The organism is Xanthomonas vasicola pv. musacearum NCPPB 4379, assembly GCF_000277895.2.
GTDB lineage: Bacteria > Pseudomonadota > Gammaproteobacteria > Xanthomonadales > Xanthomonadaceae > Xanthomonas > Xanthomonas vasicola.
The window spans coordinates 3288465-3307380 of sequence record NZ_CP034655.1 but is presented as its reverse complement, the minus strand read 5'-3'; the positions used below and the strand labels follow the sequence as shown (position 1 = coordinate 3307380).

The following is an 18916-nucleotide window of genomic DNA, read 5'->3' as shown; positions in this document are numbered from 1 at the left end:
GAGCCCGCTATAATCACCGGCTTACCGCGCCACTCTGGCGACTGGGCAACTTAGGAAAACGACACCATGGTCAAGATTCGACTGACCCGCGGCGGCGCCAAGAAGCGTCCGTTCTACCACATCATCGTGACCGACGTGCGCAGCGCGCGCGACGGCCGCAACATCGAGCGTCTGGGCTACTACAACCCGGTTGCGCAGGGCGCAGAACCGCGCATTGTGCTCGATATCGCCCGTGTCGACCATTGGGTCGGCAACGGTGCGCAGCTGACCGATAAGGTGCGTAACCTGTATCGCGAAGCCAAGACCCAGGCCGTCGCGGCCTGATCTTAAGGGCCGGGTGTCACCACCTGGCCCAGAGTCGACACAGATGAAGCAGACCGAGCGCCGCATCCTGTTAGGCAGGGTTGTCGGCGCTTTTGGTGTAAAGGGCGAGCTGAAGCTCGAATCCTGGACCGAGCCACGTAACGCGATCTTCCGGTATCAGCCGTGGATCGTGCGCGCGCCATCGGGGCAGGAATCGGTCATCAGCGGCGTGCGTGGGCGCGATCAGGGCAAGAATCTGATTGCGGTGTTCCCGGACGTCACCGACCGCGACACCGTTGAAGCCATGCACGGTACTGAAATATACGTCGCGCGCAGTGCGCTGCCGCCACCCAAGCCCGATGAGTATTACTGGGTGGATCTGGAAGAGTTGCAGGTGGAAACCGTCGAGGGCGTCAAGCTCGGCACGGTGTCGCACTTGTTCTCCACCGGCTCCAACGACGTGGTGGTCGTGCGTGGCGATCGCGAGCGGATGATTCCGTTTGTGTTTCCGGATTTCGTCAAATCCGTGGACTTCGAGGCCAATCTGATCGTGGTCGACTGGGATCCGGATTTCTGATCAAAGCGGCGCCTCGGCTCTGCTCTTGCTCTACCCATTCCCCAATCCCGATTCCCGATTCTCCAGTGCGCATCGACGTCATCAGCTTGTTCCCCGAGTTCATCGCGCAATGCGCGGCGTTCGGCGTGGTCGGGCGGGCGCAGGAGCGCGGCTTGCTGGAATTGCAGGGCTGGAATCCGCGCGAGCATGCGCAGGGCAACTACCGCCGCGTGGACGACCGTCCCTTCGGTGGCGGGCCCGGCATGGTGATGCTGATCGAGCCATTGCGGGCCTGCCTGGATGCGGTGCAAGCCGCAGACGCGCGGCCGGCGCCGGTGATTTACCTCAGCCCGCAGGGGCGTCCGCTGACGCAGGCGTTCGCGCGCGAGCTGGCGCAGTTGCCGCGCATGGTCTTGTTGTGCGGCCGCTATGAAGGCGTGGACGAGCGCTTCCTGGCGCAGTCGGTGGATATGGAAATCTCCATCGGCGACTACGTGTTGTCCGGTGGCGAGTTGGGCGCAGCGGTTGTTGTGGATGTGGTGACGCGGTTGCAGGACGGCGTGTTGAACGACGCAGAATCGGCGGCCCAGGACAGTTTTGAAGGCCCGCAAGGCCTGCTCGACTGCCCGCATTACAGCCATCCGGCCACCCACGCATGGGGCGATGTGCCCGATGTGCTGCGCTCGGGCAACCATGCGGCAATTGCGCGCTGGCGCCGGCAGCAGTCGCTGGGCCGGACCTGGTTGCGTCGCCCGGACCTGCTCGACGAGGCGGGGCTGGACAAGAACGATCGCCGTCTGCTGGACGAGTTTCGCCGCGAACTCTCCCCGGGCGATGAGAAATAAGGGCTACCCCCTAGCTCTTGCACGATTGATTGGGGTACAATAGGCGGCTTGCTGGCCAGCCTTGCGTCTGGCCCTCCTACGAACCTCGAGCAATCGCCGTGCGGCGACTGCCGGTCCAATATCACCAGACACGCGGTGCCCATCATGAGCAAACTCAACAAGACCATCCTGGCTGACTTCGAAGCCGCCCAGATCCAGCGCAAGCTGCCGGAATTCAACCAGGGCGACACCGTTGTGGTGAACGTCAAGGTGAAGGAAGGCAACCGCGAGCGCGTGCAGGCCTATGAGGGCGTCGTGATCGGTACCAAGAATGCCGGCCTGAACTCCGCTTTCACCGTGCGCAAGATCTCGCACGGCTTCGGCGTCGAGCGCGTGTTCCAGACCCACAGCGCCATCATCGACTCGGTCGAAGTGAAGCGCCGCGGTAAGGTGCGCGCCGGTAAGCTGTACTACCTGCGTGGTCTGGAAGGCAAGGCTGCCCGCATCAAGGAAGATCTGGCCGCTGCTGCACAGGCCAAAGCTGCTCGCCAGGCTGCTGCCAAGGCTGAGTAAGTCACACTGGCGGGCTTGTCCCGCCACTGCCAAACAGCCGCCTTCGGGCGGCTGTTTGCGTTTGTGGGAATGCAATGTCAATGTCCCAGCGGTTCTGAAGTGGCGTCGTGTGAGTAGCGACTGCCGCTTACGGAATCGGTGAAGCGACCGCACGTTCGCGAGCGACTGGTCGGTGTGGTGATCGGGGCGCTTGGTCCCATGACGATTTCAAGCAGCGCATGCGCGCCAAATCGACGTTCGCTTGCTATGTAGTTGTTGCTGGCCTGGTTGGATCAATGTCAGGCGGCAGATTGCAGCTGCATCCATCGCGTCGATGAATATGATCTCCTTGCATCGATCAAATCCGCACCGCACCCGAGCTTGGAAGGCCGTGCGTCTTAAGCTGCTGACGCTGGATGGCTAGTCACGCTTTAGCGTGGGAGCGCACTTCCCAGATAACTGCAGGTCCATCGGCCCCATTCGCACGCCGGCCACAACCGCCGACTATCGCTGCGGCGCTTGCGGTGATCGCTGCATGCCTTGTGCGGCGGTGAGCGGCGCGGGGTCGGCGACCGGTGATGCCGGATGCGCGGGGACTTCGGCTGCCGCTGCCAGTTCGGACGGATGCGTGGGCGTGGTCAACATGCGCGCCTTGCGCCAGCCGCCCCAGCGGTAATAGGCCAGCGACAGCAGCATCGAGCAGGTGGAGTTGATCGGAAAGCTCCACCACACCGCATCGGCTCCCAGATGCGGCAGCAGCACGTTGGCCAGCGGCACCCGCACGCCCCACAGCGAAAACGCCAGGATCAACAATGGCGGAATCACCGCACCCGTGGCGCGCACCACACCCGAGAGCACGAAGCTGACACCGAACAGCAGGAAGGACCAGATTGCGATGTGGTTGAGGTGGCGCGCGACCTCCAGCGTGGCGCTGCCTTCAGGCAGAAACAGGGCCAGGGTCCAGCGATCGAACACGATCAGCAGCACGATCAGCAGGCCGGTCATCAAAAAGTTGGCGGCGATACCGGTGCGCGCGACGGCATCCACGCGCGGCCACAGACCGGCGCCGACGTTCTGGGCAGCCATGGTCGAGCAGGCGGCGCCCACTGCCATTGCCGGCATTTGCACGTAGTTCCACAGCTGCAGCCCGGCGCCGAACGCCGCAGCGGTTTCGGTGCCGAAGCTGTTGACCAGCGACAGCATGGCGATCATCGACAGCGAGATCATCACCATCTGCAAGCCCATCGGCACGCCTTTGACGATCAGCGCGCGCAAGATGGTGGTGTCGATGAGAAACAGGCGCAGGTCGCGCCGGCCCAACCACAAGACATGGCGTTCTTTGCGCAGATAAATGAGCAGCCCGGCGAGTGCGACGACCTGCGCGATCAGTGTGGCCCAGGCCGCACCGGCAATGCCCAATGCCGGAAACGGGCCGATGCCAAACAGCAGCAACGGGTTGAAGACGATATCCAGCAGCACCGACAGCAACAAGAAACGGAACGGTGTGCGTGCGTCGCCGGTGCCACGCAATGCAGCCGACAGGAAGGCGAAAAGATACAGCGTCGGCATCGCCAGGAAGATCACCCGCAGATAGTCTTCTGCCAGCGTTTGCGAGGCGGCTGGCGTGCCCATCGCGCTAAGCAGGTGCGGCGCCAGATACCAACCGAGCACAGCGATCACGGCCGATAGCCCGCCGAAGAAGCTTGCGCTAGTGCCCATCACCTTGCGTGCCTGGGCGATATCACGTGCACCCATGGCTTGGCCGATCAGGATGGTCGAGGCCATGCCGATGCCGAACACCGAGCCGATCAGGAAGAACATGATGCTGTTGGCATTGGCCGCCGCGGTCATCGCTTCTTCGCCCAGATAGCGGCCGATCCAGATCGCGTTGACCGAGCCGTTGAGCGACTGGGCGATGTTGCCGGCCATGATCGGCAGGGCGAACAACAGCAGGTTCTTGCCGATCGGGCCTTCAGTCATGACAGCGGATTTGGGCATTGCAGTCGTATCGTCGCGCAGAAGCTGCGCACACTAGCATTGCGCGGGTGAGCTCGGATGTAAGCTGCATGCGGCTGCGATGCGACAGGGCCGGCCCAAGGATCGCTTGGTCTGGATGGTGTGGCTGGAGTGGGAATCGCAGTGTTGCTGCGCCTTCCCGGTGACGCTTCTGGTTCTGGCCGCTTGAGTTCTGCAGCGAGTGCCCAAATATCGGTTTTGGCACAAATCATCGCTGCCGACCACGCCGGCAGTCACGCCGGCGTTCCGGAAGATCGCAGTGCTTGCGCGCATCCCACGATGTGCTGTGCGAGCCAGCCCACCACACGAGACCGCGAGACGCATGAATCTGGAACTGGAACAGGCGACAACGGTCAGGCTGGACGTCTGGCTGTGGGCAGCGCGCTTTTTCAAGACGCGCAGCCTGGCCAAGAACGCAGTGGAAACCGGCAAGGTAGATGTCGCCGGTCAGCGCCCCAAGCCATCGCGCACGCTGCGCAGCGGTGAACAGTTGCGTATTGACAGCGGCGGCGAAATCTTCGAGATCACCGTTGCCGCGCTCAGCGATGTACGCGGCCCGGCACCCGCGGCACAGGCGCTTTACGTTGAAAGCGATGGCTCACGCGAGGCCCGCGCGCAATGGCGCCTGCAGCGCGCAGCCGAGCGCACGGGCTATCGTGCGCCCGAGGGCAAACCGGACAAACGCGCGCGCCGGCTGATCACTGCACTGGGCGATATCGACGCGTTGTAGCGCGTAGCGCGGTTGGCAAACCTTGCAAACACAAACGCCCTGGTCACCCAGGGCGTTTGTGTTGTGGTGCTTACTCACACGCGTCGTGCAGATGCATGTGAGTGAAGATGCTTACGCCAGATCGAAACGGTCCAGCTGCATCACCTTGGTCCAGGCGGCGACGAAGTCGTGCACGAACTTCTCCTGTGCGTCAGCGCTGGCGTAAACCTCGGCCACCGCACGCAGGATGGAGTTGGAGCCGAACACCAGATCCACACGCGTGCCGGTCCACCGATGTTCGCCGGTGCTGCGATCGCGACCTTCGTACAGATCCTTCGCCTCCGAGGTGGCCTTCCATTCGGTGCGCATGTCCAGCAGGTTGGCGAAGAAGTCGTTGCTCAACACACCGGGGCGGCTGGTGAACACGCCGTTCTTGGAGTCGCCGACATTGGCGCCCAGCACGCGCAAGCCGCCGACCAATACGGTCAACTCCGGTGCGGTGAGGGTGAGCAGCTGCGCCTTGTCGATCAACAGCGCTTCGGCCGGCACGGCGTAGCGGCGCTTGGCGAAGTTGCGGAAGCCATCGGCCACCGGTTCGAGCACGGCGAAGGATTCCACATCGGTCTGTTCCTGCGACGCATCGGTGCGGCCGGGTGCAAACGGCACGGTGACGCTGTGGCCGGCGGCCTGCGCTGCGTGTTCAACGGCCGCATTACCAGCCAGCACGATGAGATCGGCCAGCGAGATTTTCTTGCCGCCCGATTGCGCGGCGTTGAAGTCGGCCTGGATGCGTTCCAGCGTGGCGAGCACCTTGGCCAATTGTTCGGGCTGATTGGCCTGCCAATCTTTCTGCGGGGCCAGGCGGATGCGTGCACCGTTGGCGCCGCCGCGCTTGTCCGAGCCGCGGAACGTGGAGGCCGACGCCCACGCAGTGGACACCAACTGCGCCACGCTCAGGCCCGAGGCCACGATGGTCTGCTTGAGCGCAGCTGCGTCCTGCGCATCGACCAATGCGTGATCGAGCGCCGGCAACGGGTCTTGCCACACCAACTCTTCCGCAGGCACGTCCGCGCCCAGGTAGCGCGAACGCGGGCCCATGTCGCGGTGGGTGAGCTTGAACCAGGCGCGTGCGAACGCGTCGGCAAACTGCTCCGGGTGCTGATGGAAACGACGCGAAATGGCTTCATATGCCGGGTCGAAGCGCAGCGCCAGATCGGTGGTCAGCATCGTCGGGCGATGCTTCTTGGAGGCATCGTACGCATCGGGAATGATGGCGTCGGCATTCTTGGCCACCCACTGGTGCGCGCCGGCCGGGCTCTTGCTCAGCTCCCACTCGAAGCCGAACAGATGGTCGAAGTAGTCGTTGCTCCACTGCGCCGGCGTGGTGGTCCAGGTGACTTCCAGGCCGCTGGTGATCGTGTCGGCACCCTTGCCGCTGCCGTAGCGGTTATGCCAACCGAAGCCCTGGCTTTCCAGCTCGCCGGCTTCCGGCTCGGCGCCGACGTTGTCGGCCGGGCCGGCACCGTGGGTCTTGCCGAAGGTGTGGCCACCGGCGATCAGCGCCACGGTCTCTTCGTCGTTCATGGCCATGCGCGCGAAGGTGTCGCGGATGTCGCGCGCGGAGGCGATCGGGTCGGGGTTACCGTCCGGACCTTCCGGATTGACGTAGATCAGGCCCATCTGCACGGCGGCCAGCGGGTTCTCCAGGTCGCGGGTGTGCGGCACCTGGCTGTCGTCGTCCTTCACCAGCACGCCGTGCGCTTCGTCCACGCCTGGCGAACCGCGCGAATAGCGCTCGTCGCCGCCCAGCCACTTGGTTTCGCGGCCCCAGTACAGATCCTGATCCGGCTCCCAGGTGTCTTCGCGGCCGCCGGCAAACCCGAAGGTCTTGAAGCCCATCGACTCCAGCGCGACGTTGCCGGTGAGAATCATCAGGTCGGCCCAGGAAATGGCCTGGCCGTACTTCTGCTTGATCGGCCACAGCAGGCGGCGCGCCTTGTCCAGGCTGACATTGTCCGGCCAGCTGTTGAGCGGCGCGAAGCGCTGCTGCCCACGTCCGCCGCCGCCACGTCCATCGCCGATGCGGTAGGTACCGGCGCTATGCCAGGCCATGCGCACGAACAACGGGCCGTAATGGCCAAAGTCGGCCGGCCACCAGTCCTGCGAGTCGGTCATCAACGCATGCAGATCCCGCTTGAGCGCCTGCAGATCGAGCCGCTTGAACGCTTCGGCATACTTGAACGACTGGTCCAGCGGATTGGACTTGCTCGAATGCTGGTTGAGCAGGTCCACGCGCAACTGCTTGGGCCACCAATCGCGATTGGTGGTTCCGGTACCGACGACGGCGTGGTTGAACGGGCACTTTGCTTCGGTGGTCATGGCGTTTACCTGTGTGCGTGAGCACTTGGGGAGCTGCGTGCTGAATGTTGCAGGCACGTGCTGGTGGAATCGAAGTGGCGAGCAGTGCTTAAAGCTGGGTCATCGGGAATGGGGCAGGTGCGCGCGATGCCGATCTGACGTGGCTGCTGCGTTCGCCGATGCTAGCGCCTGGCTGGATGGCTCGGAATAGGGGACGGCGAGTTGGCAGGGATCGCAAACACACGCATCAGGCGGACTCATCACAGTGGCGTTGGCACACGATAAAGAGCATCGATCATTTGGTGAATTCGAATTATTCAACCATATCGATAGTGTGCCGCTATGGATAGCACGGCGGTGCCTGGCCTGACCAGCGTGCCGCGCGCTCGTTGTATCGGCGTTGCAGGCGGTCATTGGGCACCTGCAATGGAGGGCCGTGGATCAGGCCAACGACTCAGCGTTTGCCGAACAGGCTGCCGCCCAGCTTCATGACATCGCCTAGACCCAGTTGCCCGTCGCCGTCCTGGTCCAGCAGGCTGGTCAGCAGGCCGTCGGCACCGGGGTTGCTGCGCACCTGCTGATGTTCTTGCGCCAGCGCAGGGCCGAGTTGGCGAATGGCTGCGGCATCGCCGCCCAGAAAGCGCTTGGCCAGATACGCCATCACGATCGGAGCGAGTAGCTGCAACAACTGGCTGGCCTTGCTGGTTTCCAGCCCGGTGGCCTGGCCCAGACCTGCAGCGGCCTGCGGCGCCTTGTCGCCGAACAGATGGCCGACGATGCCGGCACCGTTGTCCTGTGCACCACTGGCCGAGCCACCGAGCAGCGAACCAAGCAGGCTGCCGATGTCCGGGCTGGCGGCATGGTCGCGTTGCAGCGCGCCGAGCAACGCATCGGTGCCGCCGGCCTGCTGGCTATTGCGGCCCAGCGCGCCCATCAGCAGCGGCAGCGCGGTCTGCACCGCCGACTGCGCCTGCTCTGGCGCAATGCCCAAGCGGCCGGCGAGTTGCTGCAGCTGCGGACCCTGCAGTTGCGCGGCAAGTTGATCGGTCAACGAAGCGGATGTGGTCATCGTGGGTTTTCCTGTTGGACGAACGTTGCGGCAGGGTGCACCCCAGGCGCCGACAGAGCAATCCACGCGGCATTGCGGCGCATCAGTCGGTGCGCACCGTACTCCGGACGACCACCAGTTCCTGTAGCGCACTGCGTCCGCAAGCGCTGCAAGCCTCAGTCATGCAGCTACTCTCTTACGATTCCCGATTCCCCAATCCCCAATCCCCAATCCCCAATCCCAGCCCTCACAGCAACGCCTTCAACCGATACAGCGCCTCCAACGCCTGCTTCGGTGTGAGCTCATCCGGGTCCAACGCCTGCAACGCCTCCTGCGCAGCGGAGGAGGGCGCGGTGAATAGCCCGAACTGTTGCGGCGCATCCAGCGCGGTGGGCGCCATCTGCGCGCTGTGGCTTTCGCCGCCACGTTGTTCCAGCTCCACCAGCCGCCGGCGCGCCTGCGTCACTGCGGCCTTGGGCAGGCCAGCCAGCGCGGCCACTTGTAGACCGAAACTGCGATTGGCCGGGCCATCTTTCACGGCGTGCATGAACACCAGGCGCTCGCCGTGTTCGACCGCATCCAGATGCACGTTGGCGATACCGCTGGCGCCACCGGCATGCGATTCGTCCGCCAGTGCGGTGAGCTCGAAATAATGCGTGGCAAACAGGGTGTAGCAGCGATTGGTATGCGCCAGATGACGCGCGACGGCATCGGCCAGTGCCAGGCCATCGTAAGTGGATGTGCCGCGGCCGATCTCGTCCATCAGCACCAGCGATTGCGGCGTGGCGTGATGCAGGATGTAGCTGGTTTCGGCCATTTCCACCATGAAGGTGGATTGCCCGCGCGCCAGGTCGTCGCCGGCGCCGATGCGGGTGAGGATGCGGTCGATCGGCCCGATTACTGCACGGCTGGCAGGCACGTAACTGCCGATATGCGCCAGCAACACGATCAACGCGTTCTGGCGCATGTAGGTCGATTTACCGCCCATGTTCGGGCCGGTGATCACCAGCATGCGGCGGTCGCTGTGCAGGTCCAGATCGTTGGGCTCGAACGGTTGGTCGCGCACCGCTTCCACCACCGGGTGACGGCCGCGTTCGATGCGCAGGCAGGGCGCGCTATCTAGCTCTGGCTGCGACCAGTCCAGCGCCTGCGCGCGCTCGGCAAAGCCGGCCAATACATCCAGTTCGCTGAGTGCACCCGCGCAGCGCTTGAGGCCTTCCAGTTCGGTGCCGAGCGCGTCGAGCAGACCTTCGTACAGCAGTTTTTCACGAGATAGCGAACGTTCGCGTGCGGACAGCACCTTGTCTTCAAAGCTCTTGAGTTCTTCGGTGATGTAGCGCTCGGCATTAGTCAACGTCTGCCGGCGGCTGTAGTGCAACGGGGCTTTTTCGGCTTGGCCCTTGCTGATCTCGATGTAGTAGCCGTGCACGCGGTTGTAGCCAACCTTGAGCGTGGCAATGCCGCTGCTGGCGCGCTCGCGTTGTTCCAGGTCGATCAGGAATTGATCGGCATTGGTGGACAGGCGGCGCAGCTCATCCAGATCGGCGTCATAACCGGTGGCGATGACGCCGCCGTCGCTGAGCTTGAGCGGCGGCATCTCGGCCACCGCGCTGATCAACAAATGTGCGGTGGCATCGTGCTCGCCGAGTTCGGCATGCAGTTTCTGCAGGCGCGGCGAATCCAACGGTGCAAGGATCGTGCGGACCTTCGGCAACAGCGCCAGGCCATCGCGCAAGGTGGAAAAATCGCGCGGTCGCGCCGAACGCAACGCCACGCGGGTGAGGATGCGTTCCAGATCGCCGAGCGCACGGAAGGCCTCGCGCAGGTCTGCATCGGCACCGGCATCGATCAAGGTGCCGACCGCATGATGACGCTGCACCAGCACATCGCGCAGGCGCAATGGACGGTGCAGCCAACGGCGCAGCAAACGCCCGCCCATCGGCGTGACCGTGCTGTCCAGCACACCGAGCAAGGTGTTGCGGGTGTCGCCATCCACGCGCGTGTCCAGCTCCAGATGCCGGCGCGTGGCCGCGTTCATCGAGATCGCCTCGCTCGCCACTTCCATCGCGATCGAGGTCAGATGCGGCAAGCGCTGTTTCTGGGTTTCTTCGACATACCCGAGCAATGCGCCGGCGGCGGCCGTGGCGCAGGGTTTGTCGTCGATGCCGAAGCCGGACAGATCGTGCAGTTTGAAGAACGCCAACAGCTGACGTCGGCCGCTGTCGGCATCGAACAACCACGGCGGCCGACGCCGCACGCCAATGCGCCCACGCAGGAATTCCGGCCAGTTGTCTTCGTCGGGCACCAGCAGCTCGGCCGGTTCCAGACGCGCGATTTCTGCTTCCAGCGCATCCACGCTGTCCACTTCGTTGACCAAGAAGCGCCCGCCGGCCAGATCGGCCCAGGCCAGGCCGTAACCTTGTTTGCTGCGCGAAATCGCCATCAATAACGTGTCGCGGCGCTCGTCCAGTAGCGCCTCGTCGGTGACCGTGCCCGGCGTGACGATGCGTACCACCTTGCGCTCGACCAGGCCCTTGGCCAGCGCCGGGTCGCCGATCTGTTCGCAGATCGCCACCGATTCGCCCAATGCGACTAACCGCGCCAGATAGCCTTCATACGCATGCACCGGCACCCCGGCCATCGGAATCGGCGCACCGCCGGAGCTGCCGCGCTGGGTCAGGGTGATGTCGAGCAGCCGCGCCGCCTTGCGCGCATCGTCGTAGAACAACTCGTAGAAATCGCCCATGCGAAAGAACAGCAGCAGATCGGGGTAATCCGATTTGGCTGCGAAGAATTGCTTCATCAACGGGGTGTGTTCGGGGACTTTCTCGGAGGTCATGGCGCCTTCGTGCGGACGTGCGGGGCGGCGGGCGCATGGGGCGCCCCGCCGCTGCGACAGGGGCATGGGGCGGCGGGGCCGCCCGTGGGGGAGGCAAGTTTAGTGGATCGAGGAGGTGGCCGGTCGGTCGGCAGCGCCGGCGGCACGCTCGGCGTCGGCAGGGGTGGCGCATCGGGCACGGAGCTTGGCATGGCGCGCTCCTTGCCGCTGCACTTGGCCTCCTAAGGCAGCGCATCGGCAACGGAGAAGGCCCTTTCGAAGGCGTGGCGCTCGAAGCGTTCGATGTGAATCCCGCCAAAGCTGACGGTGAGACGCAAGGCGCTGTTGGCCAGGTCGCCCGGGCGTGCGCGGATCTGCTGGACCAGTCCGTTGCAGGGCCAGAAACGCCTGGGCGAAGATCCCGGGAAACGCGACCAGCAGTTCCTCGCCGCCCCGGCGCGCGGCAATGTCCGCGGCGTGGGCGTTGCGCTTCAGGACCGCCGAGACGATCGGCAGAGCGCGGTTGCCGACACGATGGCCATGGGCGTCATTGAGGCGCTTGAAGTCGAAATCGAGCACCGCCAGGCCCAGCCTGCCGCCGGTCGGCAGGCGCTCGATGGCATCGGCCAGGAAACCGCGGTTGTACTGCCGGTCGGTCCGTTCGTAGATTGTCGGTGCCTTGCGCCTGTTCCTGATGGCGGCGGCCAGGTGTCGGTGGCCGTATCACCGCGGGCCATGGGTGTCGCGCGCTGCATGCGCCAGTCGCAGGCTCGTCTTCACGCGGGTGCGGCGTTATAGATGTTGCGCCTTTAGCTGCAAATGCCATCTCGCCAAGCAAGGTGATATCGCCCTACAAGCGCCCTCCCGCCGAAGATCGGCGCGGTCCGGTTCGCCTCACGGCGCGTCGCCCAGCATGTACAGCGGCGGGTTTTCGGCGCCATCGACGGGAAGCAGGACTCCGGAAAGGAAGGCCGCCGCATCGCTGGCGAAGAAGGTCGCGACATGCGCGACGTCGGAAACTTCGGCAAAACGGCCGAGGGCAATGGTGCCGACAATGTAATTCATCAGCGGCGCGTTATCGGTGAGCTCGCGCGTGAGCGAGGTCTTCACCATTGTCGGGCATATGCCGTTCACCCGAATGTTGTATCTGCCGTACTCGAGCGCAGCGGACCGGGTCATCTGCGCGGCGGCAGCCTTCGACATGTTGTAGATCGCTTGCATGGGAGGCTGCCTGATCGCAGCGGTCGAAAGCATGTTGATGATCGATCCTCCGCCCGCGGAGATGAAATGCTTGGCCGCCTCCTGCATGCCGAACCACATGCCCTTGATATTGACGTCGATGGTCCTGTCGAAATCGGCGTCGGAGAATTCGTGGAAGCGCTTGCCTACAATGCCGATCCCGGCGTTGTTGACCATGATGTCCAGGCGACCGAAAAACGCCAAGGCGGCTTCAATGGCGGCTTGTGCTGCTTCGCGCCTTGTCACATCGTAGTCGACGAAAATCGCACTGCCGCCGATCTCCGCGATCAGGTCGGCGGTCGACAGGTCGGGGCGTTCGTCGAAGCTCTCTGGCCTAGGCATTCTGATGATGTCGCCGACGACAACCTGGGCGCCGGCGCGCGCGAAGGCCACCGCGATGCCACGGCCGATTCCCGTCGTGGCTCCAGTTACGATCGCCACCTTTCCATCCAGCGAACCGCTCATTGTTCTTTCCTTCGTTTTGCGAATTTGGTTTTCAGCGAGGCACGCAGCGGCGCCTTGCCCTCCTCAACGCGCGGTCGCGCCCCCGTCGATCGCGATGGCGGCGCCATTGATGAACTCCGCCTCGTCCCCTGCCAGGAACGCCGCTGCCGCAGCAATGTCGCCGGCCGTGCCCAGACGCGAGAACGGCGTCGCCTAGCGGAACCGCGCGGCGGTCTCCGGATCCTCCAGCGCGGAGCGGGTCATTACGGTTTTAATGGGGCCGGGCATGATCGCGTTCACCCCGATCCCGTGCGGTCCGAAGTCGACGGCCAGTTGACGCGTTAGCGCAAGCACGGCGCCCTTGGATGCACAGTAGGCTGGCTCCAGCGGCAGGCCGGAAACGCCAGCCGCCGAAGCAATGTTGATCACGCGCCCGCGGGAACGGCCGGGCAGCGGCTCCTGCCGCATCATCTGACGCAAGGCGAATTTACAGCCCAACCAGACACTCTTGGCGTTGACCGCCATGGTCAGTTCATAGTCCTCTTCGGACTGTTCGATGATGGTCTCCAGTCGGGTAAAGATGCCAGCGTTGTTGACCATGATGTCGAGGCGGCCAAACAAAGACACCGCGGCATCCACAGCGCCCGATAGCGCCGTAGACTGGGTGACATCGCACTCCGCGAAGGTCGCGCTTCCGCCGATTTCGGCGATGAGCTCTGCTGTCGTCAGGTCCGGTCGCTCGTCATAGCTTCCTTCCCTGGGCAGCCGAATGATGTCGCCGACAACAATCTTGGCGCCGGCCCGCGCAAGCGCAACCGCGATGCCGCGCCCAATCCCGGTAGTCGCTCCGGTGACGATCGCAACTTTTCCGTCCAATGCGCGCATCGCTTGGTTCCTCGACCGCAGGGTTCAAGTGTTAGAAACAAAGGGGCGCACCCGCTTCGTCCTTCAGACTGCGGGACGGAGATGCCTGTCGAACCAGCCCAGTGAAGCCTTCGCGGTTTGGAAGAAGTAATCGTCGTAGCACGAGTAATGACCGCAAGGAAAAACGATGAGTTCCTTGTCCGGGCAGCGCGCGCGTTCGAAGGCTTCCCGCGTCAGGGCGACGGGGATCAGGTCATCGTTCTCGGCGCCGATCAGAAGGAACGACCTAGGCGTGATCCTGCTGATATATGCCATCGGCTCGAAGCAGAACTGGGATTCCAGGCTGCGAACAGTGACTTCATTCCTCCAGTTCGGTGCGGCTGCCGCAACGCGCATGCACCATTCCCAGGAGTTCTTCGTGGGAAGAATGCATGGGGTACGGGCAGGATCTTCGGCCACAATGGCGACCGTTTGCGGCGCTTGGCCGGCGGCCCGTTGCCTGCGGTCGGTTTCGAACATTCGCAACATGTTCTGGCGTACTTCGGCGGGCAGCGTGTTCCAGATGGCGCCTCCGCTGAGGAACGGTACGGTGCTGACCAGGCAATGCACGCGATGGTCCATCGCCAGCGCTTGTACGGCAGTTCCGCCGCCATAGCTGGCGCTCCATACACCGACGCATTCAGGGTCGACGCCCGGCAGCGTCAGCGCAAAGGAAATGGCGTCCCGGAAATCGGCGATTTGCAGGAAGGGATCGATTTCCTGCCGAATACGTCCGCCGCTCTCTCCCAGGCTCCGCGGGTCGTAAGTCAACACGCCGAAGCCGGCCGCGGCAAAGTACTCTTCGAAGAAGTGCTCCGGATAGCCTTCCTTCACCGCACTGAAGCCATGGTGCATGGTGATCAGCGGCTGCGGCCCCTTTTCACCGATGCGGGAAGAAAGTGCCAGCCGCGCAGCGTGATGCCGTCGTCTGTCCTGAAGGCAATATCAGTCCGCTCGTAAGTCCCCGTTGCATATGCCGATGACATAATCAGTTTCCTCATGAAGCTGGCGGTGCAGCGCTAAGGCTGCGGTTATACGTCTGTGCGCCTGTGTGGCCTGCCGACCGATCAAAAGGCTATCTGGCGCGTTCGCCCGAGCACGCGGCGAACGTCGAGTTGCGAGTCCGTGGTCCTTTTTTTCATTCTCTGTTCCTCTCCCTAAACGCTCCGGGCGAAAGGTGCCCCAGGAAGAGACGGCTTCCTCTATCTGACCCGGCCGCGCGGCGGTTTGCTTCGATGCGGGCAAGCATGTCTGCTTGCCGACGTCATGTCTTTGCACTGAAGGCCCCTTGTATTTGCAATTTAGGAACTGGCAGCCGCAAGCAAATTGACTGGAAGCTTCGAACCCTTCACGATCCCGGCGAGTTCAGCTGGGAGCTTCTAGTGAGGTCGCGCGCACCAAGGCGTTCGGACGAAATGATCCCGGTGAGCGGCGACTCTGCCGCTTGGGCGGCCTCGCTTGGCCCCATCTTCGTCGAGCTCGAAGTGGAGCAGCTCGAGGCAGATCCGCCGATCGGGCGCATGTATCGCTACCCCTTCGGGGAGATGACGTTCATCCCCGCCATCACGCGCGGGGGTGCTCACCGCGCCGTGCGTTCCCAGCGATTGATTCAAGCATCGACAAAGAACGACTTCGCCATTGCGTTGCTGATCAGCGGCAGTGTGACCCTAAGTCAAGGCTCCAGCCAGGCGTTTTTGAGGCCCGGAGATATGGCCATCTTCGATAGTAGTCGCGAGTACGCCATTGAGGTGTCGCGGGGATTCGACGCTCTGTGGATGGGCGTGCCCAGGCATCGCCTCGAAGGCAGGCTGGCTGTAGCCACCGAGGTTCTCGCCCAGCGCATCGACGGTGGCTGCGGCGTTGGCCATGTCGCAAGCAGCATGCTGCGCGCGGCGCTGGACGAGGCGCATCAGCTCCGCCCGGCCGAGGCAAACCGCATGGCCAATCACCTGCTGGATCTCCTTGGCTTGGCCCTTGCCTTGCCCAATCCAGATGCGCCTCAAGCGAGCCAGAGTCGCTACGCTTCTTCCACTCTCCGACGGGTACAGGGCTTCATCGAAAATCACCTCGACGATGAAATGTTAACGCCAGAGGTCATCGCGCAGGCGCATTACGTGAGTGTCCGTTATCTCAACAAGTTGTTCGAGCGCGAAGGAACGTCTGTAGCGCGCTGGATGCGCTTGCGCCGGCTCGAGCGCTGTCGGTCGGACATAGAGAGCGGGTCTCAAGTTCGGCAGAAAATCAGCGATATCGCTTACAGCCACGGCTTCAAGAATGTCAGTAGCTTCAATCGCATTTTTAAAAGCCACTTTGGTTGCTCGCCACGGGCTTTGCGTGACACCCCGTGATTCGATGAATGGGGGCCGCGACGGACTAGCCGTAGTTGAACGCAATGTTTGGCGTTCCGGAATACAAGTGGCGTTATCGCCTTGCCGCCGCGATCACGGCGACGTCTGCAGCGCCGCTTCCGCTTCCGGCGCGTCCTCGTTGTCCACCTCATCGACCAGGGAGCGCCTGCCGGCCAGATCGGCCCAGTCCAGGCCGTAACCTTGTTTGCTGCGCGAAATCGTCATCAATAACGTGTCGCGGCGCTCGTCCAGTAGCGACTCGTCGGTGACCGTGCCCGGCGTGACGATGTGCACCACCTTGCGCTCGATCAAGCCCTTGGCCAGTGCCGGGTCGCCGATCTGTTCGCAGATCGCCACCGATTCGCCCGCGCCACCAGCCGGGCCAGATAGTCCTCGGATGCATGCAACGGCACCGGTCGCCGGATCGGCGCGCCGCCGGATCGGCGCGCCGCCGGAACTGTCGCGCCGGGTCAGGGCGATGTCCAGCAGCCAAGCGGCCTTGCGCGCACGTTCCGCGACATTGCGGGACGGTCAATCGGAGAGACAAGGGATGTCCGATCTGTGGACGGAACGTGTAATGCCACGTCCGCGTCACGTGCGATCGGGCCGTCCGGCGTCGACTGCAAGTGTCCATGGAAGCGGGAATCGGCGACAGCGCGCAGTGCGCTTCCAAGGCATGCGGCCAAGGATCGCCACATGTTCGACATTCTGCCCTTGAACGACCGTCCATCGCTTCGACGTAGGGCCGTTCTGCCGTTGGAAAAGCTAAGATCGAAGCTTGTGATAAGTCGGAAGGCGCTAATGATCGATCGTCGTACCTTTCTTGCCACGGGTGTGGCGGCGGCCGCTGCTGCCAGCTTCAGTGCATCGGCGTCTCGCATCGCGCAGACGCCGCGCGCCAACGGGCCGGCACCGTGGGGGGCAGTGGCCAGCGCGCGCCAGCTGCGCTGGCATCGCTGGGAGCAATACGCCTTCGTGCATTTTGCGATGAACACCTTCACCGACAAGGAATGGGGCTACGGCGACGAGGATCCGCGCAAATTCGATCCCAGCGATTTTTCAGCCGATCAGATCGTGTCTGCTACAAAGGCCGGCAATCTGAAAGGGCTTATTTTCACGGCCAAGCACCATGATGGGTTCTGTCTGTGGCCGACGCGCTTGACCGAGCATTGCATTCGCAATTCGCCCTACAAGAACGGCAAGGGCGACATCGTCGGCGAAATGGCAGCGGCGTGTCGCCGCGCTGGCCTGGCGTTCGGCCTTTACCTCTCGCCCTGGGATCGCAACCATGCCGAGTATGGTCGCCCTGGGTATATCGACTATTTCCGCAAGCAGATAGTCGAATTGTGCACAGGCTACGGCGATCTGTTCGAGTTCTGGTTCGACGGCGCCAATGGCGGCGACGGCTACTACGGTGGCGCGCGCGAGTCGCGCAAGATCGATGCGCCCGCGTACTACAACTGGCCGCGGATGATCGAGCTGGTGCACCAGCATCAGCCGATGGCCTGCACGTTCGATCCGCTCGGCGCCGATATTCGCTGGGGCGGCAATGAAGATGGAATCGCCGGCGATCCGTCCTGGCCGACCATGCCCAATGCCCCGTACACCCAGGAAAATGGTAATTCCGGCGTGCGCGGCGGGGCGCTGTGGTGGCCGGCCGAAACCAATACGTCGATCCGCCCGGGCTGGTTCTATCACGCCGATGAAGACGGCAAGGTGCGTAGCCCGGAGAATCTGGTGCGCTATTTCGACACCTCTGTCGCGCGCGGCACCAATATGAATCTCAATCTTCCGCCGGACCGACGCGGCCGCATTCCCGACCACGATGTGGCGGTGTTGCAGAGTTTCGGCGACGCAATCCGCGCCAGCTTCGCCATCGATCTGGCCAAGGGCGCCAAGGCCACTGCCAGCGCATCGCGCGGTGCTGGCTTCGAGCCGGCGCGCGTGCTCGACCGTCAGCCGGACACTTACTGGGCCACGCCGGACGATGTCACCACACCAACGCTGACGCTGGAGCTGTCGGCGGCGCACAGCTTCGACCTGATTCGGTTGCGCGAATATCTGCCGCTGGGCGTGCGCGTCACCCGCTTCGCGGTCGAAGCCGAGGTTGACGGTCAATGGCGGCGGTTGGCCGAAGCGCAGTGCATCGGCGCACAGCGCATCGTGCGGTTGGATCGGCCGATCACTGCACGCCGGGTGCGCCTGGTGGTGCTGGAGGCGCCGGCCTGCCCGGCGATCAGCGAGTTCGCGCTGTTCCGCGCGGTTGCACCGGTGCCGGTCGCGCGGCCCACGGCGAATGCGCCGGACGTGCTGTCCACGGCCGGCTGGCGCATCGTCGGGGCGAGCGCGCCAGGGGCAGAAAAGTTGCTTGACGACGATGCCAGCACCATCTGGGTCACGCCTGCGCCGACGCCGGGCCATCCCGTGCAAGCCACCATCGACCTCGGTGCGCTGCGCCAGGTCGCCGGTTTCAGCCTGACGCCTTCGCGCGCAGTGATGACCGGTGCGGCACCGCCGAAGGGCTATCGCGCCGAAACCAGCGAAGATGGCCAGCACTGGCAGCCGGCCGGTGCCGGCGAGCTGTCAAACATCGCCTATGCGCTCTCGACCCAGCGCGTGAATTTCCCTGACGTCCGCCAGATCCGCTATCTGCGGCTGTCGTTTGCTGAAACAGCGGTGCCCGCCGAGCGGCTGGCAATCGCCGGTATCGGTGCGTTCTCGCGCTTGCGATGAGAGCTTGCCCTCCCGCGCGGCCATGCGCCGCGTGGGAGGGGATCGTTGGGTGGATGTAGTTGCGC

General features: G+C 63.8%; 15 protein-coding genes and 1 pseudogene. 7 read left to right on the top strand and 9 right to left on the bottom strand.

Annotated elements, in window-relative coordinates:
* Positions 1-66 precede the first annotated feature (66 nt).
* From rpsP to rplS, 4 genes are all read left to right on the top strand, one after another.
* The gene (rpsP, locus tag KWO_RS15410) at positions 67-324 is read left to right on the top strand and encodes a 30S ribosomal protein S16 (RefSeq protein WP_010365906.1); all 258 of its coding nucleotides are present in this window, start codon (positions 67-69) and stop codon (positions 322-324) included.
* A gap of 43 nt (positions 325-367) precedes the next feature.
* Positions 368-880, top strand: a complete 513-nt coding sequence (gene rimM / locus KWO_RS15405; RefSeq protein WP_010365908.1) for a ribosome maturation factor RimM — start codon at positions 368-370, stop codon at positions 878-880.
* Positions 881-945: 65 nt separating this feature from the next.
* Entirely contained in the window at positions 946-1704 is a 759-nt protein-coding gene (gene trmD, locus KWO_RS15400; RefSeq protein ID WP_010365910.1) for a tRNA (guanosine(37)-N1)-methyltransferase TrmD, read from the top strand.
* A gap of 144 nt (positions 1705-1848) precedes the next feature.
* On the top strand, positions 1849-2256 hold the full coding sequence (gene rplS, locus KWO_RS15395) for a 50S ribosomal protein L19 (RefSeq protein ID WP_005989873.1): 408 nt from the start codon (positions 1849-1851) through the stop codon (positions 2254-2256).
* A gap of 483 nt (positions 2257-2739) precedes the next feature.
* On the opposite strand, the gene KWO_RS15390 is transcribed toward rplS, so the two are convergent.
* Positions 2740-4233 carry an MATE family efflux transporter gene (locus KWO_RS15390; RefSeq protein ID WP_017113033.1) on the bottom strand — a complete coding sequence of 498 codons (1494 nt, stop codon included), beginning with the start codon at positions 4231-4233 and terminating at the stop codon, positions 2740-2742.
* A gap of 340 nt (positions 4234-4573) precedes the next feature.
* Here KWO_RS15390 and KWO_RS15385 point away from each other — a divergent pair, with 340 nt between their 5' ends.
* Positions 4574-4981 carry an RNA-binding S4 domain-containing protein gene (locus tag KWO_RS15385; RefSeq protein ID WP_010365921.1) on the top strand — a complete coding sequence of 136 codons (408 nt, stop codon included), beginning with the start codon at positions 4574-4576 and terminating at the stop codon, positions 4979-4981.
* Positions 4982-5092: 111 nt separating this feature from the next.
* On the opposite strand, the gene katG is transcribed toward KWO_RS15385, so the two are convergent.
* The 7 genes and pseudogenes from katG to KWO_RS15345 form a co-directional block, all read right to left on the bottom strand.
* Complete coding sequence (gene katG, locus KWO_RS15380; RefSeq protein ID WP_010365923.1) at positions 5093-7339, bottom strand: catalase/peroxidase HPI; 2247 nt, start codon at positions 7337-7339, stop codon at positions 5093-5095.
* 433 nt (positions 7340-7772) lie between these two features.
* Positions 7773-8387, bottom strand: a complete 615-nt coding sequence (locus KWO_RS15375; protein WP_010380572.1) for a DUF937 domain-containing protein — start codon at positions 8385-8387, stop codon at positions 7773-7775.
* Between the two features lie 226 nt (positions 8388-8613).
* Positions 8614-11205 carry a DNA mismatch repair protein MutS gene (gene mutS, locus KWO_RS15370; protein WP_017113032.1) on the bottom strand — a complete coding sequence of 864 codons (2592 nt, stop codon included), beginning with the start codon at positions 11203-11205 and terminating at the stop codon, positions 8614-8616.
* Between the two features lie 99 nt (positions 11206-11304).
* The gene (locus tag KWO_RS23590) at positions 11305-11775 is read right to left on the bottom strand and encodes a diguanylate cyclase (RefSeq protein ID WP_407831903.1); all 471 of its coding nucleotides are present in this window, start codon (positions 11773-11775) and stop codon (positions 11305-11307) included.
* A gap of 303 nt (positions 11776-12078) precedes the next feature.
* Positions 12079-12888 (bottom strand): SDR family NAD(P)-dependent oxidoreductase, encoded by an 810-nt coding sequence (locus KWO_RS15360; protein WP_010380565.1) that lies wholly within the window; start codon positions 12886-12888, stop codon positions 12079-12081.
* A 63-nt stretch (positions 12889-12951) separates the two neighbouring features.
* Positions 12952-13752: pseudogene (locus KWO_RS15350) on the bottom strand (SDR family NAD(P)-dependent oxidoreductase).
* Positions 13753-13815: 63 nt separating this feature from the next.
* Positions 13816-14625: an alpha/beta hydrolase gene (locus tag KWO_RS15345; protein ID WP_010380562.1), complete on the bottom strand. Its 810-nt coding sequence runs from the start codon at positions 14623-14625 to the stop codon at positions 13816-13818.
* Positions 14626-15185: 560 nt separating this feature from the next.
* Here KWO_RS15345 and KWO_RS15340 point away from each other — a divergent pair.
* On the top strand, positions 15186-16118 hold the full coding sequence (locus tag KWO_RS15340) for an AraC-like ligand-binding domain-containing protein (protein ID WP_010380561.1): 933 nt from the start codon (positions 15186-15188) through the stop codon (positions 16116-16118).
* 93 nt (positions 16119-16211) lie between these two features.
* Here the strand turns inward: KWO_RS15340 and KWO_RS15335 are convergent, their stop codons facing one another.
* Positions 16212-16592 (bottom strand): MutS N-terminal domain-containing protein, encoded by a 381-nt coding sequence (locus KWO_RS15335; RefSeq protein ID WP_236610339.1) that lies wholly within the window; start codon positions 16590-16592, stop codon positions 16212-16214.
* A gap of 327 nt (positions 16593-16919) precedes the next feature.
* On the opposite strand from KWO_RS15335, the gene KWO_RS15330 reads away from it, so the two are divergent.
* A complete protein-coding gene (locus tag KWO_RS15330) occupies positions 16920-18851 on the top strand; it encodes an alpha-L-fucosidase (protein ID WP_017113030.1) in 1932 nt (643 codons plus the stop codon).
* Positions 18852-18916 lie beyond the last annotated feature (65 nt).